This is a genomic window from Natronorubrum daqingense, from assembly GCF_001971705.1.
Lineage (GTDB): Archaea > Halobacteriota > Halobacteria > Halobacteriales > Natrialbaceae > Natronorubrum > Natronorubrum daqingense.
This window is the reverse complement of sequence record NZ_CP019327.1, coordinates 2,742,408-2,767,074: the sequence shown is the minus strand read 5'-3', so window position 1 is coordinate 2,767,074 and position 24,667 is coordinate 2,742,408. Positions and strand designations below refer to the sequence as shown.

At 61.9% G+C, this 24,667-nt stretch carries 20 protein-coding genes; 9 read left to right on the top strand and 11 right to left on the bottom strand.

Annotated elements, in window-relative coordinates; all coding sequences use genetic code 11:
* The first annotated feature begins 40 nt into the window (after positions 1-40).
* Complete coding sequence (locus tag BB347_RS13455) at positions 41-856, top strand: YqjF family protein (RefSeq protein WP_076583087.1); 816 nt, start codon at positions 41-43, stop codon at positions 854-856.
* Between the two features lie 18 nt (positions 857-874).
* Here BB347_RS13455 and BB347_RS13450 read toward each other — a convergent pair whose 3' ends face one another.
* Complete coding sequence (locus tag BB347_RS13450; protein WP_076583085.1) at positions 875-1,873, bottom strand: ornithine cyclodeaminase family protein; 999 nt, start codon at positions 1,871-1,873, stop codon at positions 875-877.
* A gap of 489 nt (positions 1,874-2,362) precedes the next feature.
* Positions 2,363-4,024 (bottom strand): thermosome subunit alpha, encoded by a 1,662-nt coding sequence (thsA, locus tag BB347_RS13445; RefSeq protein ID WP_076583338.1) that lies wholly within the window; start codon positions 4,022-4,024, stop codon positions 2,363-2,365.
* 464 nt (positions 4,025-4,488) lie between these two features.
* On the opposite strand from thsA, the gene BB347_RS13440 reads away from it, so the two are divergent.
* Complete coding sequence (locus BB347_RS13440) at positions 4,489-6,003, top strand: short-chain fatty acid transporter (protein WP_083687794.1); 1,515 nt, start codon at positions 4,489-4,491, stop codon at positions 6,001-6,003.
* Positions 6,004-6,150: 147 nt separating this feature from the next.
* A complete protein-coding gene (locus BB347_RS13435; RefSeq protein ID WP_076583081.1) occupies positions 6,151-7,428 on the top strand; it encodes an MFS transporter in 1,278 nt (425 codons plus the stop codon).
* On the opposite strand, the gene BB347_RS13430 is transcribed toward BB347_RS13435, so the two are convergent.
* Entirely contained in the window at positions 7,407-7,964 is a 558-nt protein-coding gene (locus tag BB347_RS13430; RefSeq protein WP_076583079.1) for a KH domain-containing protein, read from the bottom strand. The genes BB347_RS13435 and BB347_RS13430 overlap by 22 nt on opposite strands.
* A 102-nt stretch (positions 7,965-8,066) precedes the next feature.
* Entirely contained in the window at positions 8,067-8,570 is a 504-nt protein-coding gene (locus BB347_RS13425) for a metallophosphoesterase (RefSeq protein ID WP_076583077.1), read from the bottom strand.
* 893 nt (positions 8,571-9,463) lie between these two features.
* On the opposite strand from BB347_RS13425, the gene BB347_RS13420 reads away from it, so the two are divergent.
* Positions 9,464-11,044, top strand: a complete 1,581-nt coding sequence (locus tag BB347_RS13420; RefSeq protein ID WP_076583075.1) for a bifunctional metallophosphatase/5'-nucleotidase — start codon at positions 9,464-9,466, stop codon at positions 11,042-11,044.
* Between the two features lie 27 nt (positions 11,045-11,071).
* On the opposite strand, the gene rio1 is transcribed toward BB347_RS13420, so the two are convergent.
* On the bottom strand, positions 11,072-11,953 hold the full coding sequence (rio1, locus tag BB347_RS13415) for a serine/threonine-protein kinase Rio1 (RefSeq protein ID WP_076583073.1): 882 nt from the start codon (positions 11,951-11,953) through the stop codon (positions 11,072-11,074).
* A 57-nt stretch (positions 11,954-12,010) separates the two neighbouring features.
* On the bottom strand, positions 12,011-12,811 hold the full coding sequence (locus tag BB347_RS13410) for a hypothetical protein (protein ID WP_076583071.1): 801 nt from the start codon (positions 12,809-12,811) through the stop codon (positions 12,011-12,013).
* A gap of 108 nt (positions 12,812-12,919) precedes the next feature.
* Here BB347_RS13410 and ligA point away from each other — a divergent pair, with 108 nt between their 5' ends.
* Together ligA and BB347_RS13400 are read left to right on the top strand one after the other, a co-directional pair.
* Positions 12,920-15,022, top strand: a complete 2,103-nt coding sequence (gene ligA / locus BB347_RS13405; RefSeq protein WP_076583069.1) for an NAD-dependent DNA ligase LigA — start codon at positions 12,920-12,922, stop codon at positions 15,020-15,022.
* A gap of 219 nt (positions 15,023-15,241) precedes the next feature.
* Entirely contained in the window at positions 15,242-15,685 is a 444-nt protein-coding gene (locus BB347_RS13400) for a hypothetical protein (protein ID WP_076583067.1), read from the top strand.
* A 53-nt stretch (positions 15,686-15,738) separates the two neighbouring features.
* Here the strand turns inward: BB347_RS13400 and BB347_RS13395 are convergent, their stop codons facing one another.
* From BB347_RS13395 to BB347_RS13385, 3 genes are all read right to left on the bottom strand, one after another.
* Positions 15,739-16,722 (bottom strand): ABC transporter permease, encoded by a 984-nt coding sequence (locus tag BB347_RS13395; RefSeq protein ID WP_076583065.1) that lies wholly within the window; start codon positions 16,720-16,722, stop codon positions 15,739-15,741.
* On the bottom strand, positions 16,719-17,645 hold the full coding sequence (locus BB347_RS13390) for an ABC transporter ATP-binding protein (RefSeq protein ID WP_076583063.1): 927 nt from the start codon (positions 17,643-17,645) through the stop codon (positions 16,719-16,721). Before BB347_RS13390 ends, BB347_RS13395 begins: the two co-directional genes overlap by 4 nt.
* 132 nt (positions 17,646-17,777) lie before the next feature.
* A complete protein-coding gene (locus tag BB347_RS13385) occupies positions 17,778-18,047 on the bottom strand; it encodes a hypothetical protein (protein ID WP_076583337.1) in 270 nt (89 codons plus the stop codon).
* A 117-nt stretch (positions 18,048-18,164) separates the two neighbouring features.
* On the opposite strand from BB347_RS13385, the gene BB347_RS19495 reads away from it, so the two are divergent.
* Complete coding sequence (locus BB347_RS19495) at positions 18,165-19,082, top strand: ICP22 family protein (RefSeq protein WP_211137167.1); 918 nt, start codon at positions 18,165-18,167, stop codon at positions 19,080-19,082.
* 138 nt (positions 19,083-19,220) lie between these two features.
* A complete protein-coding gene (locus tag BB347_RS13375; RefSeq protein WP_076583060.1) occupies positions 19,221-21,026 on the top strand; it encodes an excinuclease ABC subunit C in 1,806 nt (601 codons plus the stop codon).
* 25 nt (positions 21,027-21,051) lie between these two features.
* Here the strand turns inward: BB347_RS13375 and BB347_RS13370 are convergent, their stop codons facing one another.
* A complete protein-coding gene (locus tag BB347_RS13370) occupies positions 21,052-21,621 on the bottom strand; it encodes a DJ-1/PfpI family protein (protein WP_076583058.1) in 570 nt (189 codons plus the stop codon).
* A 784-nt stretch (positions 21,622-22,405) separates the two neighbouring features.
* Positions 22,406-23,182 (bottom strand): IclR family transcriptional regulator, encoded by a 777-nt coding sequence (locus tag BB347_RS13365; protein ID WP_076583057.1) that lies wholly within the window; start codon positions 23,180-23,182, stop codon positions 22,406-22,408.
* A 231-nt stretch (positions 23,183-23,413) separates the two neighbouring features.
* Between BB347_RS13365 and BB347_RS13360 the strand changes: the two genes are divergently transcribed.
* Positions 23,414-24,616: an acyl-CoA dehydrogenase family protein gene (locus BB347_RS13360; protein WP_076583055.1), complete on the top strand. Its 1,203-nt coding sequence runs from the start codon at positions 23,414-23,416 to the stop codon at positions 24,614-24,616.
* The last annotated feature ends 51 nt before the right edge of the window (positions 24,617-24,667 follow it).

The following is a 24,667-nucleotide window of genomic DNA, read 5'->3' as shown; positions in this document are numbered from 1 at the left end:
GTCGTAGTGTCACTGACAGCACGTCTGTTCACACTCGAGGATGACATATCAAGAAGAGATACGGACACGACGACCGACACGAAAGCGAACCAGCCCGTTCCGGTGGACGTTCGCAGACGGATCGTCACCGATCGCACCGCACGTCGTCTCGATGACGTGGCGAAACGGATTGTTCGTCAACTGGCCCGTCGACCCCGACGCGTTGCGTCCACACGTCCCCGACGAGTTGACACTCGAGACGCGCGACGGCGAAGCCTGGGTGAGCGTCCTGCCGTTCGTCCTCACGAACGCAGGGATTCGTGGAACGCCGCCCGCGCTTCGGACGGCGGTCGCCGAACTCAACGTCCGGACCTACGTTCGATATCGCGGCGACCCCGCGCTCTTTTTCTTCAGTATCGACGTCGGCACGCCACTCGTCGCGGGTGTGGTCGGTCGCACGACCCGACTCCCGGTCTTTCACGCGCACATGCGAGTCGGGGCGACCGATGAGTCGGTCGCGTTCTCGAGCGTGCGGAGTCAACTCGCAGCGGGTGCTCGTCCACAGTTCGAGCGAACGACCGCCGCTCGGTTCTCGGCCAGCTACCGTCCCGACGGGGACGTGTTCGAGCCAAAGTCGGGTTCGCTCGCACACTGGCTCGTCGAACGCCGTCGGTTCTACGCCCCCGAAGCCGGTGGCGTGTTGGCCGGTGAAATCGCACACGACCCCTGGCCGTTACAACCCGCACGCGTGACGATCGAAGAAAACACGATGCTCGAGGCGAACGGACTGCCGGAGCCGACGGGTGAGCCGGTTGCTTACTACTGCGACGAACTACCGATGACGGGATCGATTCCTCGACGACTCCGCGATCGCTGAGTGAGGGGTAAAGAACGGTTACGTCGAGGAACCGACGCCGACGAGGTCGAATGGGTGGCCGTCCGTCGCCTCGCTCGCGTTTTCGTAGACGACGTGGGCGGCGGCGACGTCCTGAATCGCGAGCCCAGTCGAATCGAAGACGGTGACGCCCGTCTCGCCCGTTCGACCCGGCTTCGAGCCGACGACGACTTCGCCGATCTCGCCGTGAAGATCGGTGTCGGTCAGCACCCCCTCGTTGTAGGGGACGTTGATCTCGCCGGAGTGAGTGCACTGTTCGTGGTCGTCGATGACGATCGCCGCCTCGGACAGGAGGTCGTCGCTCAGTTCGTGTTTGCCCTCGGCGTCGGCACCGATCGCGTTGACGTGCGTGCGTTCGCCGACGTCGTCGAGGCCGACGATCGGGTCTTCGACCGGCGTCACTGTCGAGAGAATGTCACAGTGGCCAGCGTCTACAATTGAGCCGGCTCGAACGTCGAATTGGTCCTCGAAGGTGTCGACGAACCGTTCGACGCGCGCTTCGTCCGGATCGGAGACGACGACCGTCGAGATGTCCCGAATTTCGCTGATCGCTCGCAGTTGCGTGTAGGACTGAACGCCAGCGCCGACGAGGCCGAGACTCGAGGCGTCGTCGACGGCGAGGTAGTCGGTGGCGACGGCGGCCGCCGCGCCGGTTCGTTTCATCGTCAGCGTCGTCCCGTCCATCACGGCGAGTGGGAAGGCCGTCTCGGGGTCTGAGTAGATCATCGTCCCCAGCACGGTCGGCAGGTCGTGATCCGTCGGGTTGTCGGGGTGGACGTTGACCCACTTCAACCCGGCGGCGTCCCACCCCTCAGTCTGGAGGTACGCCGGCATCGACCGAAAGTCGCCGTTGTACTGTGGCAAGTCGATGTAGGACTTTGCAGGCATCTGTGTATCACCGCGCTCGAAGGCCGCGAAGGCCTGCTCGACGGCGTCGATGACGTCCTCGAGGCGTGCGTACTCCTCGACGTCCTCGCTATCCAGCAGAAGCGTGTTCATGGTGGCGAATATTGCGGGAACCTACTTAATTCGTCCTGATTTGTCGAACACAGCACGTAACACGTCCAACAGGATTCTCGCCGACTACGTGACTCGAGTCTGGATTCGACGCTACTCGGTACGAGAACGAAGGAACGACACCGAATCTGCAGGAGCAAAGTAGGTGTATCGAGCCGACTCGAGTCGTGAACGGGTGCTCGAGCGATAATGAATGAACCTCCCTCATCCAGCGATCTGCAAATCATTCCACAGCGTTTGTCGGCGAGTGAGCGGTTCGGAGAACCCGAACGAAGCCGTTCACCGCGAGCGCCGTACGGCGCTCGCGGGCCGACGACCGACCCATCGGGGAGGGAGGAGGCTTTTATACTAAATTTTGCCGAGGGCCGCCGAAGGCGGCCCGCAGAGCAAAATTTAGTTTTGCTCGCGGGTCACTGCGTTCCCCGCTCGTTTTCAGCGATTCTCGCTCACTGCGTTCGCTCCGAATCGCTCTTACATCATGCCGCCCATGCCACCGCCCATACCGCCCATGCCGCCGCCCATGCCACCGCCGCCTGGTGGCATGTCTTCGCCATCGTCGTCGTCAGCGACGGCGAGGTCGCCGGCCGCGATGACGTCGTCGATGCGAAGCAACATGACTGCGGCTTCGGTTGCGGATTCGATGGCCTGGGTCTTCACGCGAAGCGGCTCGTAGACGCCTTCCTCGCCCATGTCGATGGTGTCGCCGGTGAACGCGTCGAGACCGGAGGCGGTGTCGCCGCCGTCGTGGTCGGCGCGGAGTTCGACCAGCGAGTCGATGGGGTCGAGGCCAGCGTTCTCGGCGAGCGTTCGTGGGATGACCTCGAGTGCGTCCGCGAAGGCTTCGACGGCGAGCTGTTCGCGGCCGCCGACGGAGTCCGCGTAGTCGCGAAGTGCGAGCGAGAGGTCGACCTCTGGGGCACCGCCGCCGGCGAGGACTTTGCCGTCCTCGAGCGTGGTGCGGACGACGCCCAGCGAATCCTCGATGGCGCGGTCGACCTCGTCGATGACGTGCTCGGTGCCACCGCGGAGGATGAGGGTGACGGCCTTGGCGTCGTCGACGTCCTCGACGAAGATGCGCTGATCGCCAGCGATCTCCTTCTGGGCGACGCTACCGGCGAAGCCGAGGTCGTCCTCGCTGAGGTCGTCGACGCTGGTGACGGGCGTCGCGCCGGTCGCGCGTGCCAGCTGGCTCTGGTCGCTGGATTTGACGCGGCGGACGGCGATGATGCCCTCCTGTGCGAGGTAGTGCTGGGCCATGTCGTCGATGCCGCCGTCGACGAAGACGACGTCGGCACCGGCGTCTGCGACCTGCTCGGCCATCTCGCGCAGTTGGGTCTCTTCTTGCTCTAAGAACTGCTCGAGTTGGTCGGGGTCGGTGACGTTGACTTCGGCGTCGATTTCGGTCTCTTTGATCTCGAGGTCGCCGTCGACGATGGCGACGGAGGCGTCTTCCGCGAAGTACGGCATGTTGTCCGAGACGCGCTCCTTGTCGACGATGACGCCCTCGACGAGTTCGGACTCGTCGATGGAACTGCCGACGACCTTCTCGACTTTGATGTTGTCCGTGTCGATGTCGTCGCCGTCGGCGACCGACTGGACGGCCTCGACGACGAGTTCCGAGAGGAGGTCGCGAGCGTTCTCCGCACCCTTGCCCGTCATCGCGGTCGCGGCGATCTGCTCGAGGATTTCGGTGTCGTCCTCGTCGACGTCGATGGCGATCTCTTCGAGGGCTTCGGTGGCTTCCTCGGCGGCCTGACGGTATCCCTGTGCGAGCGTGGTCGCGTGGATATCCTGCTCGAGAAGTTCCTCGGCTTGGCTGAGGAGTTCACCGGAGATGACGACGGCGCTCGTGGTGCCGTCGCCGACCTCGTCCTCCTGCGTCTCGGCGACTTCGACGATCATGTCGGCGGCTGGGTGATCGATCTCCATCTCCGAGAGGAGGGTGACACCGTCGTTCGTGACGATGACGTTACCCGAGGAATCGACGAGCATCTTGTCCATTCCTTTCGGACCGAGTGTGGTCCGGACGGACTCGGCAACGGCCTTGCCGGCCTGTACGTTCATCGACTGTGCGTCTTTGCCGGACGTCCGCTGGCTATCCTCCGAGAGAACGATGAGAGGCTGGTTGCCCATCTGTTGTGCCATAGTCAGACGAAGGATTGTTTGGGGTTCTATAAAAAAGTTTCGTAACGTGTGGTTTCGTTCGCCTCTCTTCTGGTGGTCGTCCACGCTCGTTGGACACTCGGTAACACTAATTCGTCCGGTCGTTGGTCTCGCACGAGTGCGACCGATTACAGGCAGACAGCGGTTCGTGACGGCCGAAGCGGGCGCTCACGACGGCAGGAAGGAACGCGACAGACGCGGGGCAACGACTGCGTTGGCACCTCCTCGCTATACACTGCCATGCGGTGAATTATATTTATAAATGCCCAGAGCGATAATTGCGGGACGCGTTTGTGTTGTGGATTGGACCCGACGATTGTGGGTGCTGACACAGGCTAGTCCTCTGTCTGTCGACAATATATAATGAATTTGTTATGGGGCATTATTGCCTAGTTCACCTTATATAATAACTAATGCTTTTATCTTGTGAGTGTATGTCTGACATACAGGAGTCTTCAGAGGCACAGATGACCCCGGTTCAACGGTTCGGGGAAGGGATCGCTGACAGGGTGGAACGATGGATGCCGAGTCCGTTTCTGTTCGCGATACTGCTCACGTACGTCGCGGCGGTGATCGCCTTCCTATCCGAGGGCGCAGGCGCGACGGAAATCGCACTCTCGTGGTACGGCGGGTTCTGGGACCTGCTCGACTTCGCGATGCAGATGGTGTTGATTCTGGTAACGGCGTTCGTCGTGGCGTATCATCCGTGGGTAAAGGGAGTAATCGACCGAATCGTTCGGCTCCCCAACAACGGAAAACAGGCCGTCGTCGTGGTCGGCGTCGGCGCGATGATGGTCGGGTGGATTTCCTGGGGGCTCGGACTCATTTTCGGCGCGATTCTCGCTCGAGAGATGGGGAAGTACGCCGAACAGAACGGGATGCAACTGCACTACCCGCTCGTCGCCGTCGCCGGCTACCTCGGCATGAGCCTCACCTGGGGGTGGGGAATGTCCAGTTCGGCGGGACTGCTCCAGGCGACGGAGGGTAACGTCTTCATGGAACAGGGTGTCGTCGACACCGTTATTCCGGCGACGGAGTGGGTGTTCCACCCGTACCCGTTGATGTTGACCGGTCTCGCCATCGTCTACGCGTCGATCTGTCTCTACTTGCTCTCTCCACCAGGAGAGTACGCACGGGGAATGAGTCAATACCTCAGTCGCGAAGAGATGAACGACGACGAAGAGGACTCATCGAGCGACTCGGTTGCAGACGCTGACGGGGACGCCGACGTGGCGGCCGACGGTGGGAGCCAGCAGACCGAACTCGCGGACGAGGAATCGCCGAGTGAAGGCGACATGCGCCCGGAAGACGAGTCGCCGGCACCGGCGGACAAAATCAACAACAGCAAGGTACTCGGCGGGGTGCTCGCGCTGACGGGTGTCGCGCTGTTCGTTCGAGCGTTCTACGTCCAAGGACTCGACGCACTGGACCTGAACGTGCTGAACTTCGGATTCATCATGATCGGGCTCATCCTGTACACGAGTCCGATCGACTACCTCGAGGAGTTCTACGACGCCGTCCATTCGAGTTCCGGGATCATCCTGCAGTTCCCGTTCTACGCGGGGATCATCGGGATCATGGAAGGGACCGGGCTGGTCGACACGATGACGGAGTTCCTGTTGTCGATCGCGACGCCGGCGACGTTCCCGGTCATCGCCTGGATCACCGCCGGTATCCTCAACGTGTTCGTGCCGTCTGCGGGCGGCGAGTGGACCATCGTCGGCGGACCGATGATGAGTGCGGGGGCGGAACTCGGTATTCCACACGGACAGACGATCGCCGCGTACGGAGTGGGTGACGCACACACGAACCTGCTGAACCCGTTCTGGGCGATTCCGCTGCTGGCGATTACCGGACTTCGTGCACGTGATATGTTCGGCTACGCGATCACGATGATGATCCTGCTGACGCCGTTCCTGGCGATCGCGCTGTACGTCGTCCCGTACTGATCGCTCGAGGCGCTGCCGTCGACCGAGGCGGCACCGACTCAGCCGTTCACAACACTTCTTTCGCTGACGCCGTCACCGCACCGACCGAGTACGACTCACACCTACCGCTAACTGATCCTTTAAGAATCCTGCGTGACATTCACACCTATGCCTAGCGAGAGCGACGAAGACGGACTCTACTACGGGTGGATCGTCGTCGTCGCATGTTTCATCGGGACGTTCGTCGTCTTCGGTCTCTCGTACTCCTTCGGCGTGTTCTTCGAGCGAATACTCGACGAGTTCGGCCACTCTCGAGGCGTCACGTCGATTGCGTTCGGTCTCCAGACGTTCACGCTCTACATCGGCGCGGTACTCGTCGGTGCGCTCGTCGACCGATACGGAACGCGTCAGATCCTGCTGGCCGGAACGGGACTCCTCTGCGTCGGACTCCTCGGAACCAGTCAGGCCGAGTCGCTGTTCGCGTTGTTTCTGTTCTACGGTATCATCACCGGTTTCGGCATGTGTGCGGTCTACGTCGTCTCCTATGCGACCGTTCCGCGCTGGTTCGATCGACACGTCGGTCTCGCCGGCGGAATCGCCTCCGCCGGCCTCGGTGCGGGAATGCTCTTCGTCGCGCCCGCGTCGACTGCACTCATCGAACAGACGGGCTGGCGAACGGCGTTTTTACTCCTCACCGCGGGCGCGACCGCGTTACTGCTCGTCGCGGCCGTCTTAATCCGGGACGATCCACTCGCTGCCGACGTGACGCCGCCGGAAAACGAGTTCGTCGGCGAACCAACGCCGGCCACCGACGAGAACTTGCGCGAGCAACTCGAGGCCGTGCGGCGAATCGCGTTCACGCCGTCGTTCTTCTGTTTGTTCGTCGGCTGGGTGGCCATCTACACCACGTTGTACGTCGTGTTCTCGCACATCGTGGTCTACGTGACGGACATCGGGATCTCGGCGGCCGTCGGGGCGTTGGTGATCGCGATCATCGGCGGCGCGAGCGCCGTCGCTCGAGTCGGAATCGGACACATCGCGGACGCGGTGGGCCGCACGGCGGTGTTCGGAACCTGCTCGGCGATTATGGGCCTCGCGACGATCGCACTGCCGTTCGCGACGAGTAGTTGGACACTCCTCGCCTTCGCGTTCGTCTACGGCATCGGCTACGGTGGGAACGGCGCACTGCTGTCGCCGTTGACCGCGGATCTGTTCGGGCGAGAAAACATCAACGCGGTGTTCGGCTTGATTTCCGGGTCGTTTGCCGTTTCAGGTCTTATTGCACCGTATATCGCTGGCCTCGGATACGATTCGATCGGGACGTACAATCCGGTCTTCATCGCAGCCGGAATTGCCGCCGTTGGCGGAGCAGGACTGATCGTGCTCGCTGACCGACTCGCACAGAGTCGAACGCCAAAGACGGCCTACGATTCGCCGCCAGGGTAGCGGTGGTACTGCATCCCCTGGTGTTTCATCTCGTTGTGTCGCTCCTCTAAGAAGGAGTAGACGGTCCCGTGGGGTGCACCGTCGAGGAGCATCTCGGCAGCGGTTCGAACGGCGTCGACCTCCTGTGGTGCGCCGATGATGCCGAGCGTCGAGCCGTAGATGACGACGTCGGCACCTCCCAGTTCTTCCATGAGTTCTCGCGTGCGCCCGTCCTCGCCGATGAGTCGGCCCTTCTTGCGTTTCATATCGTTCGTGTTTCGGGCAGCGCTGTCGATGTCGACGATGTCGAACATCATCATATCGTCGTCGAGCAAGCGAAGCGCCGCGTCGGGTGCAAAGCCGCGACCGACTGCGCGAACGATATCCGGCGCTTTGAGGCCGCGAACGGGGTCGCCGACGGTCTCGATCGCGACGGAGCCGTTCTCCGAGTCGATGTCGAGTCGTACCTCGGCTTCGGCCTCGATTTCGCGCATCGTCTCGCCACCCTCTCCGATGAGAACACCGATGCGGTCCTGCGGAATCTTCACGTGTTGCATACCCCACGCTACTGGCTGGGTGAGGTTAAGACCTTTGTCCACCCGTCTGTGCCACGTCCCCACCCCACGCAACCCCTTCGTTTCCACTCGAACTCGAGGGCCTTACTCGAGGACGGATCGGAACTGAACCGACTCCGTGCGGGTGTCGACGATGGCGACCGTTCGGTCCGCCTCGGACTTCGCGAGGACGTGCGCACCGGGGTTGAGCACCGTCGTTCGCCCCTCCTCCGACAACTCGCGTTCGTGGTGGTGGCCGTAACAGACGAAATCGAACGTCTCGCCGGCCGCGATCGCCTCGACTTCGTCTTTGTGCTCGCCGTGGAGCATCGCGAACGAGAGGCCGTCGAACTCGAGGCTGGCGAATCGACCGTGGAGTTCGCTCTCGTCGCCGAGGCCGTCGAAGATCGACTGGAGGGTGGCGGCGTCGCCGTCGTTGTTCCCTAACACGCCGTGGAGTTCGAACTCGCCGAAGTCGTTGAGCATCAGGGGGGCGACGAAATCCCCGCAGTGGAGAACGATTTCGACGCCTTCGTCCTCGAAAATCTCGGTCGCGCGTTCGATCGCCTCGACGTTATCGTGCGTGTCGGAGATGATTCCGATGTTCATTATTGGTTCCTACTTCAATACAGTCCCTCTTAATCTATTGTGAGGTGGTCTCTGGGAGTTTACGTGAAAGAGATACCGAACTCCGGTATTTGTCAGAGAGTTCGAACCGAAACGACAGTCGAGACGAACCGATGACTGTCTCAAAATCGATTCTCATTGCCACTACTCTCGAGCAGATTATAAACACCATCCATTCTAACAATGATGATGGATCGAGTTTCACATTTAGTACGAGCCCCTTAGTAGTATACCTGATCGTGAATATAAGAACGTAACAAGATTCTCTATCACTTTCGTCGACCCCCCGTCAGATGGCAACTATTGCAGGTCGACGGAAATTCATTTGTGTGAGTGGCCAATATGATGCCTTAGGGCCGAGATTTCGGCATGGTTTCAGACGAACCTTTGTAGGGTTGAAGCGACGAGCACGCGGTACTCGCCGTTGTCGAGTTGTTTCAGACGAACCTTTGTAGGGTTGAAGCTTGATGCAATCAACGAAGGTTATGAAACCGCACTCGTTTCAGACGAACCTTTGTAGGGTTGAAGCTTGATGCAATCAACGAAGGTTATGAAACCGCACTCGTTTCAGACGAACCTTTGTAGGGTTGAAGCCTGTTTGGCGCTGACTTTGCGTCGAACCTGCAGAATGTTTCAGACGAACCTTTGTAGGGTTGAAGAGTTGAAATCCGTGAAGAGACCACGGGTTGGGTTGGCGATTCAGACGAACCGATCGAACCCGGCCGTACTATCTGTAGGCTCGAGCGCGTAGCGTTCGATACTCTGCGGTGGACCGACCAGCATCGACGTTCGTCGTTGTTTCAGACGGTACGACGGTTGCGGTAGCGTTTGATCCAACCCGTACGTATATGTAACTTGTGTCGAAGTGTGGGGCTATGTCGAAGGGGTCACCCAACGAACTCGAGCGGAGACGAGTACTACAGTACGCGGGCGCGGCCGGCGTGGCCGCACTCGCCGGTTGTTCGGACGCGAGTTCTGACGACGAAAACGGCGACGGCGACGAGGAGACGACGAGTCTCCGAATCATCCACGACACGCACTTTCACGGCCTGCTCGGCGACTCCGAGGAGCCCCTGAACGTCGCGAACTACTTCGGGTTGATGGCGGAGTTGTACGAGGACGCGGAGAACGCGTTCGCGGTCGGCAACGGCGACGACCTGCACATGTCCGTCGAGTCCTCTGTCTTCGAGGGCGAACACATCACGAGCGTGCTCAACGAGAGCCCGGTCTCGCACAACGCCATCGGGAACCACGAGTTCGACAACGGCCCGGAGAGCCTCCGCGAGAACATCGCCGATAGCGAATTCACGTGGCTGAGCGCGAACGTCCTCGAGGAAGAGACGGGCGAGGCGTTCGCCAGCGAGGAGGGCGCGGCCCGGTACGTCGTCGAAGAAATCGACGGCGTCGACGTTGGCTTCACCGGCCTCGCACCCGAGGACACGCCGGAGATCACGTCCGTCGGCGACGACACGGAGGTAATCGATCCGGTGACCGCGGCCGAGGACGTCGTCGCCGACCTCGAGGAGGAGGGGGTCGACATCGTCATCTTGCTCTCACACCTCTCGAGTCCGGTCGCCGAGGATCTCGTCGCCGAGGTCGACGGCATCGACGCTGTCGTCGGCGACCACGCGGCGTTCGTCGAGGAGGAGCCACTCGAGGAGAACGACACGATCATCTCGGTCGTCGGCGACGAGTTCGACTACGTCGGGCAACTCGACCTCGAGATCGCGGGCGACGAAATTTTGGAGTACGCCTTCGAGAAACACGACCTCGAGGAACTGGTCGACGCGGACGAGGTCGATCCCCACGACGAGATCGAGGATCTCCTCCTCGAGTACGAGGACGAACTCGACGACGAACTCGAGGAGGTTATCGGCGAGACGACGACCGACCTGGACGCCAGAAACGATACCGTCCGTAGCGAGGAATCGAACGTCGGCAACTGGCTGACCGACGTGATTCGCGAGGACGTCGACGCGGAAATCGCCATCCAGAACGGCGGCGGCATCCGCAGCGACGAACTGTACGAGGCCGGCGAACTCACCCGCGGCGTGATCGTCGACATTCTGCCGTTCCCCAACGAGACGGTGAAGATCGAGGTCACCGGCGAGAACCTCGAGGCGGCCATCGAAACCGGCGTGAGTTCGGTCGAAGACGGCCACGGTCGATTCCCGCAGGTCAGTGGCATGTCGTTCACCTACGATCTCGACGCCGAGACGGGCGAGCGCGTCGAGGAACTCACGGTCGACGGCGAGGACGTCGACCCCGAGGCGACGTACGAACTCGGAACGAACGATTTCCTCATGGAGGGCGGCGACGGCTACGAGTCGCTCACGGAGGGCGAGGTCATCGTGCCGCCGGACGAAGGCACCGTCACCTCGGCGCTCGCCATGAACAGACTCGAGGACGAAGGCACGATCTCGCCCGAACTCGAGGGGCGAATCGAGACGGTCTGAGTCGGCCGCCGCTGTCGTTTTTCGCCCCTAGTCGCGCGAGGGGTCCGGCTCCGGACTCGTGACGAACTCGAGTAAGTCGTCCGCGTCGGTGTCGACGCCCTGTCGGGAGAAGAAACTCGCGACGTTCTCGCAGTCTCGCTCGAGGAAGTCGCGGCTGTTGGGGTGGTGGACGGTGACGGCCTGGCCGACGTCGATAATGACGAGTTGGCCTTCGTCCTCGTCGAAGACGACGTTGTACTCGCTCAGGTCGCCGTGGATGATCCCGGCGGAGTAGAGTCGGCGCATGTACTCGCGCATGACTCCGTAGGCGGTCTCGGGGTTCTCGATGTGGACCTCGCCGAGTCGCTTCGCGCGGCCGTCGTCGGTCCCGATGTACTCCATGACGAGGACGTTTCGCTCCGTGGCGAGTGGCTCCGGCACCCGAACGCCGGCCTTTTTCGCTCGCTCGAGGTTCGCGAGTTCCTTCTTCGTCCAGGCGAGGACGACGTCTTTCTTCTTGCCGCCTAGCCCCTCGAAGCGGGGGTCGCCCTCGAGGTAGTCGCGCATTTGCCGGAAGTTCGAGGCGTTGATTCGGTAAATCTTGACGGCGACCTCGCGGTCGTCGCCAAGTGCGTGGTAGACGTTCGCCTCCTTACCGGTCGAGAGCGGCCCGCCGAAAGCCTCGACGTAGCCGTCCTGGACGAGTTTATAGAGCGCCGCCAGCGTCGCGTCGTCGAACACCGACTGTTCGACCTTGAACTGGTCGGCGTCTTTGATTCGCTCTTCGAACTGCTCGAACTCGCGGTCGCGCTTGCGAGCGATCCGGTCGGCCTCGGTCTCCGAGATGTCGATCTCCTCCCACTCGTCGCCGGGGGTTTCTGCCTCCTCGAGGTCGACCAGTCCGAACTCCGTATCCGTTCCCTGTCCCATCTATCCGACCGTAGGCGGCCTGACGGGTAAAGTGCTGGGGGTCGGTCGTTCGACGCGTCACTTCTCGTTCAGTTTCCGCCAGCGCTCCCGGTCGAACTCGTGACCGACGGCGCGACGGTAGCCCTGAACGACGAGGCCACCGCCGAGGACGAAGCCGAGAACCGTCGCTCCCGACTCGAGCCACAGCCACGGGCGCAGTTCTTCGCAGAACGATTCGTCGCTCCCGAGGGTGATTCCGCAGTCGGCGTCGCGGACGGCTCCGTCGTAAGTGCCAGTCTCCTCGAGGAGGTAGTACTCGCCGTCGAACTCGAGCAGTTGGTTCTCCGGCAGTCGCTCGGTCGTTCGGACCTGACCGTCCTCGACGACCGTCCGTTCGTCGGTCGTCAATCGGTCCTCTTCGACCGCGAGGTCGTCGAAGACGGTTTCTGCGTCGACGGGTTCGAGATCCACAACCGTCTCGTTGTCCTCGGTAGTCGTGGCGGTGAGTTCGACGAACTCGTCTGATTCCCACTGATAGCCGTACTCGCTTGGCCCTCCGACGGGCGAGTGTGCCGTTTCGATCTCCGCGCCGTCGTCGAGTTCGTACACGAGCGAACAGAGCTGTCCAGCCCCGTCCCGGTAGTCGCCACACAGAATGCCGTCGATCCCTCGTGGCGGATCGATTTCCGTCTCGCTTTCGGCGTGTACGGTGCTCAGTCCGTCCTCGTCGTGGTCGACCTCGAGCGCCTCGTACTGAGTGTAGTCGTCGGTCAGCGTGATACCCGGTGCGTAGAGGGCGCTTGCGAGCAAAAGTGGGATACCGAGGCCGAGCAAGAGGTGGACGCGATACGTTCGGTAGACGGCACGGGCGGATCGCATTGAATCGGGTTTTGGAAGTCGGGCAATATGTTTTCCGGTTGATTTGTTGTTCGAACCTCGAGGAGGTGGTAACCCTTTTTGAGTGAGAGTAGAAACGCTCGAGCAAGAATGCCCGCTGCCGACGAGAACGCGGAGGACGCCAACCCGTACGTGAGAGATCCCCCGACCGAGTTCGAGCCGGTCGACGACCTCTCGGCGGCCGACGCCGAACGCGACGTCGAACTGTTGCGCGCGGCCGTCCGCGAGCACGACCGCCGGTACTACGTCGAGAACGATCCGATCGTCGCCGATCGAACCTACGACGCCCTCTTCGCGCGGTTGCAAGACCTCGAGGACGCGTTCGACCTCTCCCATCCAGACAGTCCGACCAGAAGCGTCGGGGGCGAACCGATCGACGCGTTCGAGACGGTCGAGCACGTCGCGCCGATGCTCTCGATCGACCAGAGCGGCGAGGCCGCGGACGTACGGGAGTTCGACGAGCGCGTCCGCAGGGAGTTGCGCGCCAGCGAGCACGCGGACGACCTCCAGTACGTCTGCGAACCCAAGTTCGACGGCGTCTCGATGGAGTTCGTCTACGAGGACGGTTCGCTCGAGCGGGCGGTTACCCGCGGCGACGGTCGCGAGGGCGACGACGTGACGCGAAACGCCCGGACGATCGGGTCGGTGCCCCAACAGCTCCACGGCGACTACCCCGAATTCCTCGCGGTCCGCGGCGAGGTGTACATGCCCAAGGACGCCTTCCAGGCGCACAATCGCGAGCGGATCGAGCGCGGCGAGGAGCCGTTCGCGAACCCTCGAAATGCGACTGCGGGGACGATCCGCCAACTCGACCCCTCGATCGTCGCCGACCGGCCCCTCGAGGTGTTCTACTTCGACGTGCTCGAGGCCAGCGACCTCGAAGACAGCCACAGCGCGGAACTCGAGCGCTTCCCCAAGTGGGGGCTCCGAGTGACCGACCACATCGAATACGCTGACGACATCGACGAGGCGATTGACTACCGCGACCGAATGCTCGAGTTGCGCGACGACCTCAACTACGAGATCGACGGCACCGTCATCAAGGTCGACGACCGGGAGGCTCGCGAGGAACTGGGCCGCACGGCGCGCCACGACCGCTACGCGTTCGCCTACAAGTTCCCCGCACGCGCGGAGGTCACCCCGATCGTCGACGTGGCGGTGCAGGTGGGCCGAACTGGTCGACTCACGCCCGTCGCCCTCCTCGAGCCGGTCGACGTCGGCGGTGTGACGGTCTCTCGAGCGAGCCTGCACAACCCCGAGGAGATCGCGGAGAAGAACGTCAACGTCGGGGATACCGTTCGCGTGCAGCGGGCGGGCGACGTAATCCCCTACGTCGAGGAGGTCGTCGAGAAGGGAAGCGAAGGTCACTACGAGTTCCCCGAGGCCTGCCCCGTCTGTGACAGCGCCGTCGAGCGAGACGGCCCGATGGCCTTCTGTACGGGCGGCTTAGCGTGTGACGCCCAGCTTCGCCGCTCCATCGAGTACTACGCGAGCGACGACGGGCTGGACCTCGAGGGCCTCGGCGAGAAGAGCGTCCGACAACTCGTCGACGCCGAGTTATTGGAATCCGTGGCGGACCTCTACGAACTCGAGCGTGAGGAGCTGACCGACCTCGAGGGGTGGGGTGAAACGAGCGCCGAGAACCTCCTGTCCGAACTCGAGGCCGCCCGTGAGCCACCACTCGCCGACTTCTGTTCGGCGCTCGGCATTCCACACGTCGGACCCACGACGGCCCGCGAACTCGCCCGCGAGTTCGCCACGTTCGAGGCGTTCCGCGAGACGGCTGAGACCGAGCCGGAGCGACTCGAGGGGGTCGACGACGTCGGCGAGACCGTCGCCCAACAGCTCCACGAGTTCTTCGCGAGCGACAAAAACGCCGCGGCCGTCGACGACCTGCTCGAGCACGTCTCACCGCAGGAGGCGGACACCGACGCAGGTGGCGAGGAGCTCGAGGAACTGACGTTCGTCTTCACGGGGTCACTCTCCGACGTCACTCGCGGCGAGGCACAGGAGACGGTCGAAGCCCACGGCGCGAACGCGACGGGTAGCGTTTCGGGGAACACGGACTATCTCGTCGTCGGCGAGAGCCCCGGCCAGACGAAACGCGACGACGCCGAGGCCAACGACGTCCCGATCGTCGACGAAGACGAGTTCCGCGAGCTACTAGCGGAGTACGGAATCGCGCTCGAGTGAACGATAACCTGTCCACAGCGTGCTCAACAGCTCGCTGGCGTCAGCGATCCCTCATTTTCGCACACTGTCTTCGACCATTCGATACCTCACTTATCGTGATATTCTTCCATAAACGACAAAAATTTAAAAATAAAATATTGAAAAGTATGGTACTGTGCCATGACCGATAATGGAACCAATACGTCGGACGATGACTCAGTACTGGCGCGTCGATCCGTAATGAAAGCAGTTGCAGCGACCGGGGCTAGCGCCGTGGCTATTCCTGGAGTGGCTGCGGCAGATCCCACTGATGGGGGCGATCCGTTCGGCCCGCCGATAACTACGAACTTCCTGGAGTACTTTCCGATCGATTACGATCTCCCGATCTATTTAGAGTTCCAGATGTACGATAACTGCAGTTTCGAGATGGAAATCGACGCGGGAACCCTCGGATCCAGAAGAGAAACGTGGGAATGTGACCCAGACGGTGAATCGTGTGAAGAGGTCTCTCTCGACGCTGGCCCATTCAGTCTCGGCGGGAGAACCTGTACGTATGGGGACGGCGTGGCCGATGGTGTCCCCGTCGAGCAAGAAATCACGTACTGCACACCAACTGTCGATAACTTCTGGGTTAGTGAGGATTGTGAGACAATCGAGTTCGATTCGGTCGAAATTGAGGAGTAGAATGCCTAGGACTGCAAGAAGAGAAATCAGAATCAAACACTCGTCGTCTCTGATTAGAGATCAACGCGCTCGAATCGATAGAGCGCAATAAGGACCGGGACGACGACCCAGAACAGCAAAATCAAGAACGAGAACCAATCCTGAAGGAAGAAGGGAAGTTCTCCACCGAACATCTGTTCGCTCAGTTCGACCTGAAACTGAATGGCGTCCGTATCGGTGACCAGCGAGAGCCCTCTACTGTAGGCCTCACCGGGATCCAGGTTCAATACGAAGTACACCCAATCCTGTAACCGTTCTCCTTGGACCTCTTCGCCGTTTATCTCGAACGTGTAGGTGACGGTGTCGAAGAACAACACTCCTTCCTGAGCGAGTTGTCCGAATGCACCGGCAAGCGCGTTCCAGACTCCGTAGAACAGGAGAAAGACGCCGAAACATGCGGTACCGGCCATGGTCGTCGATCGGAATAGGGACGATAGCGAGACGGCGATGCTCGTGTATGCGACACCGTAGACGATGGACATCACGAGTAGCCCGGCGTAATCGACGATGTCGAATCCGCCGAGCAGCGCGGCGACGACCACGGCGGCGAGTGCAAAGCCAACGACGAGTGATAGCGACAGCACCGCTGATCGGCCGATGAGCTTTCCGAGCAGGACGTCTTTTCGAGAGTGTGGTAGCGACAGTAGTATCTTGATGCTCCCCGTCTCCCGCTCGCCAGCAATGGCTTTCCAGCCGAGCACCAGCGCGATTAGCGGAATAATGACACGCGTAATTTCGCTGGTGTACATGATGAGCATGTCCGTCGTCGCGCCCTCTGCAGCGATATCTTCACCGAAGTACGCGAGCGTTCCGGTTATGCCGACGAGCAACAGGAAAAACGAGAAACTCAGCACCCAAATCAGCCACGAACGGACCGAGTCCTGAAAGTCCTTTTTCGCGATCGCACGGACGCTCTCGAGGTTGATCGAACTCGAGGGCGACCTCGCCCCCGAACTCGTCGCTTCGGTATCGGCTCCGGTCCCGGTATCCGTGCTCATTGCGCTTCCACCTCCGTTCCCGTCGTGTACGACTGGAAGACGTCCTCGAGGGAGGCCTCCCGCGTCGAGAAGTCACGAATCTCGATGCCGCGATCCTCGAGTTCGCCGAGAACGGCGGTCTTCGAGCCGTCGACCTGTGCGACCACTACCGGTGGGTCTTGGCCGTCGACGGTGGCGGTGGTGACGTCCGACAGCGCCCGGACGGCCGCCAGCGCGTCGTCGTCGATCCGGTCGACGGTGACTCGCAGCGTCGTCGCACCGCCCGCGGAGTCGCGAAGCCCCTCGACGGTGTCGACGGCGACCATCTCACCGTCCCGGAGAATGCCGACGCGGTCACAGACCGCCTCGACCTGTTCCATGATGTGACTCGAGAAGAAGACGGTCGCCCCGCGGGCGTTCTCCTCGCGGACGATTTCGCGCATCTCGCGAGCGCCGTTGGGGTCGAGTCCCGTCGACGGCTCGTCCAAGATGAGGAGGTCTGGTTCGCCGACGAGTGCCATCGCGAGCATGAGTCGCTGGGACATCCCCTTCGAGTAGCCGCCGGCCTTCTTGTCGATCGCGTCGAGCAGGCCGACGCGCTCGAGAAGCGCTTCGGGGTCGTCCGTCGTCCCCTTCGAGTCGATGGCGAACTCGAGGTGTTGGCGCGCGGTCAGGCGGTCGTACGTTTCGACGCCTTCGGGGAGGACGCCAGTTCGCGCGCGGATGTCGCGACTGTGTGCCTGTGCATCCATCCCGTGGACCGTGACCTGCCCGTTCGTCGGGCGGATGAAGTCCAGAATGACGTTGATCGTCGTCGACTTGCCGGCTCCGTTCGGTCCCAGAAACCCGAAGACTTCGCCCTCTTCGACCTGAAACGAGAGGTCCTCGAGTGCGAGGGTTCGACCGTAGGATTTGCTCAAGCCATCGACTGTGATCGCTGGCATGGCTGTGTGCTCTCGGCGTTGGCCGATAAACGTTGTCACTCATTGATACTTGCTGTGACACGTCCGTCGATGAGACCGAATTTTGGACCCGCGTTCGTCCAATTGGTGGGTTGAGTCCGGTCTCTTCGTCGGTTACAGTTCGTCGTCTGGATCGTACTGCTCGGCGACCCGTTCGGCTTCCGTCGCGTAGCGCGTCTGGGTCTCCTCATCGGGAACCCCCTCGAGTTCGTCCTCGGGAATCGAGGTCGCCGCGGTGACGGGGGCACCGGTGCGAAGCGACGTCGCCGATCGTTCGCGTTGTTGGTATCGCGACCCGTCCGGCGTCGCGTAGACGATCGTCACGAGATTCCGATCGTCGAACGTCCGCTCGACCAGCCAGCATCGGACTGTCGAATCACTCATAGCGGTCGTTTCGCCCTCGAGACTCGAGAAAGTACCGTGTCCGATTCGATGCACCGCTCGAGTGTGTGGTGGGTTTCCATAGTACATTCGCCGTGGACGAGAGACGCCGCGAGCTACTTGCCACTCGAGAACGAACACTTCGAAGACGACCTACTGATGCTCGGGACTTGGAGCGAACACGTCGACGAATTGCTTTACGACGGCGAGCGCGTCCGAAAGCGCGTCGACCTCGAGTCGGCGACCGTCGTCGTGACGAACGAGCGCGTGCTCGTGTTCACGGAAGGCGGAAACGGGTCGAATTACACGCACGTCGACCGCCCGAACGTCGGGCGAGTGTCGGTCGAAAACGAAAGCGAACTCGGACACCTCGTCTGGGGAACGATCGTTCTGTTTCTCGCGATCGGGTTATTCCTGCTTGCAGCGACGTACGACCTCGCCGACGCCGTCGACGGCGTCGACCCTGGGGATTCAACGGGTCTCGCCGGCAGTGTGATCGATGTCGTCGAAACGCTGCTCACCGTCTTCGACCTGACGGTGTTCGCAGCCGGTGGCGTGGTGGCCCTGATCGGCGCAATCTTTTTCGTGCGATACATCCGCTCGCGCTCGCGCCACCTCGTCCTTCGCGTCTCCGGTGACGACGACATCGTCTTGCCGGTCACCGACGCGGACATCGAAGCCGACCGACCGGTCGACTTGCACGAGGCGATCGGTCCCGGGTCGGACGGTGTGGACGACGCCCCTCCGGAAGCTGCTGTCGATTCCCGTGAGTCGGCGGGCGATGCCGACGAGCACGCGAGCGCTGACGACGTCGCGTCCGACGAGGATCCATCCACCGACGACGCTGACGAGACAGCCGGTTCGGAGCACCTCCTGTTGGACGACCCGGAGGGTGAAACGACGATGGGGAGCGACCCCCAAACGGAGCCCGAAGACGAGTCGCTCGACGATCTCGAGGAGAGCAACGAGCCGGGGCAATTCGAGGAGGGCAACGCACCCGACGAGCAACACGACTCGAGCGACGACCGGGCGAACTGACTCGAGCGACGACCGGGCGAATTCGACCCAACGGACGCGAGAACCGACCAGGCGACCGCGACGACGTTGCGAACCGACGCCACCCAGCGAGCGATTCGATGAGTCAGGCTGAAAGCCACTGAGGAACTAGGGCCGCTGATGAACGCCGAGGAGGTACGCGAGCGGGCGAAATCGTTGCCACGCGAGCCCGGCGTCTACCAGTTTCGAGTCGACGGGACCACGCTCTACGTCGGCAAGGCGGTCGATCTGCGCAGTCGGGTTCGCTCCTACGCCGATCCGCGAAGCGCGCGCATCCGGCGCATGGTCGATCGAGCCGACGAGATCGAACTCGCCGTCACCGATACCGAGACGCAGGCGCTGTTGCTCGAGGCGAACCTCATCAAGCGCCACCAGCCACGGTACAACGTCCGACTCAAAGACGACAAGTCGTACCCGATGGTGCAGTTGACGGCCCACAACGCGCCGCGGATCGAAATCACTCGCGACCCGGACGGCGAAGCGGGCAGTTCGGCCGCAGCGAGCGGACCGACCGTCTTCGGCCCCTACACGAACAAGGGGCAAGTCGAGACCGTCGTGAAGGCGCTCCGAGAGACCTACGGCGTTCGGGGGTGCTCGGATCACAAGTACTCGGGCCGCGATCGCCCCTGTCTCGACTACGAGATGGGCCTCTGTACGGCCCCCTGTACCCGAGAGATCGACCTCGAGTCCTACGCGGAAGACGTGAGCCTGGTCGAGCGTTTTCTCGAGGGCGAGACGGGGATTCTCGCGGACCCGCTGCGCCGCGAGATGGAGGCCGCTGCCGAGGAACAGAACTTCGAACGCGCGGCGAACCTCCGCGATCGACTCGAGACCGTCGAGGCGTTCCACGGCGAGGGCGGCGAGGCAGTCCAGACGCGAAGCGACGAACGGGCCGTCGATATCCTCGGCGTCGCCATCGAAGGCGAGGACGCCACCGTCGCTCGCTTGCGCGCCGAAACCGGTAAGCTGGTCGACAGAGACCGCCACACGCTCGAGGCACCGGGCGCTGACACCGCGGGACAGCCGAACGACGAGGCGGCCGACGGGGCGGCGGAGGGGGGCGTTCCCGCCGTGCTCGCCGCGTTCATCGTCCAGTACTACGCCGAGCGTGACCTCCCGGACGCGCTCCTCTTGCCCGAACGCCACGGCGACAGCGAGGTCGAGGCGTGGCTCGAGGCCGAAGGCGTCTCGGTTCGCGTCCCGGGTGCAGGTCGGGAAGCCAAACTCGTCGAACTCGCGCTCAAGAACGCCCGACGAAACGTCGGCGGACGGGACGAGTGTGGGATGCTCGCCGACGCGCTCGAGATCGACTCCGCGCGGCGAATCGAGGGCTTCGACGTGAGCCACGCACAGGGAAAAGCGGCGGTCGGCAGCAACGTCACCTTCGTCGACGGCAGCGCGGAGAAGGCCCACTACCGACGGAAGAAGCTGACCGACCAGAACGACGACTACGACAACATGCGCGCCCTCCTCGAGTGGCGCGCCAGCCGCGCCGTCGAAGGCCGAGACGACCGCCCGGATCCGGATTTGCTGGTTATCGACGGCGGCGAGGGACAACTCGAGGCCGCCAGAGACGCCCTCTCGGAAGTCGGATGGGACGTTCCGGCCATCGCTCTCGCGAAGGCCGAAGAGCGCGTCGTGACGCCGGATCGAGAGTATTCGTGGCCCAGCGACGCGCCCCACCTGCACCTGCTCCAGCGCGTTCGCGACGAGTCTCACCGCTTTGCCGTCCAGTACCACCAGACCGTGCGCGACGAGGTCAAGACCGTGCTGGACGACGTGCCCGGCATCGGCCCCGAAACCAGAAAGCGACTACTCGGACGCTTCGGCAGCGTCGAGAACGTTCGCGAGGCGAGCCTGGACGACCTCGAGAGCGTGTCCGGTATCGGGACGAAGACGGCTGAAACCCTCAAATCGCGGCTCTGACTCGGTTTGAAGACGGTTCCCGCTCCTACCGTTCGAAGACGGCTTCGCCGTAGGGGTAATCCATCTGCGCTGCGACCGTTTCCCGCGTCTCTCGGTCGGTGAGTTCCTCGACGATGTACAATCCGAGGTCGACGCTCGCCGCGACGCCGCCGCCCGTGATCACGTTTCCGTCCTGTACCACCCGTTGCTCGACGACCGTTGCGTACTCGGCAAGCGTCTCGAACTCGCCGGGGTGTGTCGTCGCCCGTTTTCCCTCCAACAGACCCGCGCCGCCGAGCAACAGCGAGCCGGTACAGACGGACGTCAGGTACTCACACCCCGCAGCCGTCCGAATCCACTCGAGAAACTCCTCGTCGCGTCGAAGCTCACGGGTCGCGTAGCCGCCGGGCAGGAAGACCAGGTCGTACTCGCCCAGATCGGGCTCGACGCGGTCGACCTCGAGCGTGAGTTGGGTTCCCGTCACCGACGCCGTCGGGGCGCAGACGTCCCACTCGAGCGGGCTGAGATCCATTCGCTCGAGGCGGGTAATCGCGTCGTACGCGCCGACGAAATCGAGAGCCGTCATGCCATCGTAGAGACAAAATGCAATGCGCATAGAGGACACTTCACACGAGGGAAGGTATCAATTTCGTCTTCGGACCAGGATGATTAGAAATGATTACACTATCTCCCCAAGCGAGTGCGCTGGTACTTCGGTGTGGCCACCTACTCTTGCTACTGTGCTCTCTCGAGGGCTCTAACCGACACATTCGACACGCGTTCGTACTCGACCGGCGTTGACCGACGAAGTCCGCGTCAGCGTCCGATTCGCCACTTTAGCCCGCTCGAACCGTCGGTCGAGTCACGTTTCGTTCTTGATGCCGGCTCGAACTCGTATGATTGTCGACGGTTGGTCTCGATACTCGACTATTCCATCAGAACCCATCGTATCGCCCGCATATTCGTCCACGAACAAGCAACTCTCGAACCAGTCTGTATCATCGCTGTTTTCCCCGGATAACCGGTAGATGTGTATCTACTTTTGACCCCTTCTTACGCTCTATCTGAACATTACACTTCTATGTTTGTAATCATACCTGTGTCGTTCGATTTTTCGGCCGACAACGCGGTTGTTGCCTTGTTTGCCGGGATTTTGCCAGAGCGACCGATGTCGATGAACGACTTTCGAACATGCGGAACGACAATGCTCGGCTCTTCCGATGATACGGGATCGGCCGGTAGCTGCGATACACTGGACGAGAACGACGAATCCGCGTTTTCTCGCGAGAGCCGACGTCGACTGAACGTGATCAGGTTGGCGGCATTCGTGCCTTTGTGACGAAAAACGATACGCGGGGAGCGTTCGATTGGCCGGACAGGCCGTTCGATATGTTCGAACTTCAGGAGTGCGTGATGTTGAGCTCGAGTTCGTTCGCCGTGCCCAGCAATCGATCTGGAAGTTCCTCTTGAATGCGTTCGCCTTTGAGTCGGTGGATCGGACCGGAGACGCTGAACGCACCGATAACGCCTTCTGTGGGGCTTTTGACGGCGACTCCGACGGCGTAAAGTCCGTTGAGATTCTCCTGTCGATTGAACCCGTAGCCGCGTTCGCGGATCGTCTCGAGTTCCTCGAACAACGTCTCGGTATCTGTTATCGTGTGTTCCGTGAGCGAATCGAAGTCGGTCTGTTCGATTATTTCGAACCGCCGGGATTCCTCGAGGTTTGCAAGAATTGCCTTTCCGGCAGCCGTCGCGTGAAGCGGGATTCGACTGCCGATTCCGGGGTCGGTTCGAATCGCGTGTTCGCCGAACGAGCGGTGCAAGTAGACGCCTTCGCCGTGTTCTTCGACGATAAACTGCGCTCGCTCGCCGGTCGCTGCGGCGATCTGGTCGACCTTTTCTCTGGCCAGTTCGTACCCGTTTCGGCGCGTGCGGGCGTGCTGACCGAGGTCGACGAACCGCAACCCCACGTGAAACTCGTTGCCCTCCTTGACGGCGTAGCCCATCTCGGTCAACGTCGAGAGGTGGCGATGAACGGTGCTTTTCGCGTACCCGAGGTCGTTCGCCACCTCCGTGATCGTGGCCCCATCCTGTTCTTTGATGTACTCGACGATTACGAACATCGTTCGCGACGTCTGTACCGTTCCTGCTGTCCGTTGTCCGTCGTCCTCTGACATGTGATCACAGTCGTCGAGAACGGGTAAATATCGTTCGATTATACGGAACGGAGATCAGCACTGGCCCGGATCGTGACAGTGTTACGCAAGGAGTCGGATTGGGGGACCTTCGGTTCGTCCCCTCGAGAGTGCCTTCGCCAGCAAACGCCGGATATGAGTGCGTACGAGACGGTCCGTAGCCGATGAGTGCATAGCTTTAATACGCAGACTCCCACAGGTTCACACGCTCGAATGGTACAGAGAGATACGGTCTCGTTGACCGACCAACAGCAACTGGTCCGAGACTCGATCCGAGACATTTGTGCAGATTTTGATGACGCGTACTGGCGCGAACACGAAGCGGCCGGCGAGTATCCACAGGAGTTCGTGGACCAACTCTCCGAAAACGGCTGGTTCGGCGCGTTGATCCCCGAGGAGTACGATGGTGCCGGCATGTCGACGGAGGAAGTCGTCGTCATGATGGAAGAGATCGCCGCGAACGGCGGCGGCTTCAGCGCCGCCCAGGCCATTCACGGCGGGATCTACAACTCCGTCCCCCTCGTGAAATACGGCCACGAGGAGATGAAAGCGGACCTCCTCCCGAAGGTCGCCCGCGGCGAGACGTCGATTCAGGCGTTCGGGCTCACCGAGCCAAACGCCGGCTCCGACTCGACGTCGATCGAGACCACGGCCGAGCGAGACGGCGACGAGTTCGTCGTCAACGGTCAGAAGATCTGGATCTCCCGGGTCGACGCCAGCGACTACATCGTGCTCATGGCGCGCACGACGCCGAAGTCCGAGGTCGAGAAACGCACACAGGGGATGACCATGTTCCTCGTCAACCTCGAGGACGCCTACGATCAGGGTGCCCTCCAGATCGAACAGATCGAGAAGACGGCGAGTAATCTCGTCCACTCATACGAGATGTGGTTCGAGGACCTCCGCCTCGAGGAAGACGCCGTCATCGGCGAGGAAGGCGAGGGCTTCTACCAGATGCTCGACGGCCTCAACGAGGAGCGACTCGTCATCGCCGCGGAGTGCGTCGGCCTCGGCGAGGCCGCACTCGAGGCGGGCGTCGACTACGCCTCAGAACGAGAGGTCTTCGGCAACCCGATCGGCCAGAATCAGGCGATTCAACACCCGCTCGCGGAAGCGTACGCACGGGTGCAGGCCGCAAAGCAGATGGTCTACACGGCCGCGAGCGCCGTCGAGAACGACGCCAATCCGAAAGCGATCGGCGCTCGAGCGAACATGTCGAAGTTTCTCGCAGCCGACGCGGCCTTCGACGCTGCCGACGCGGCGGTCCAGACCCACGGTGGTTTCGGCGTCGCTCGAGAGTACGACGTCGAACGCTACTTCCGCGAGGCGCGCCTGACCCGATTGGTGCCGATCACCCAGCAACTCGTCCTCAACTACGTTGGCGAGAACGTGTTGGGGCTGCCGCGCTCGTACTGAGGATTCGACGACCGACGCAGCGAGCGAACGCACTGCTAACGGACGCACACC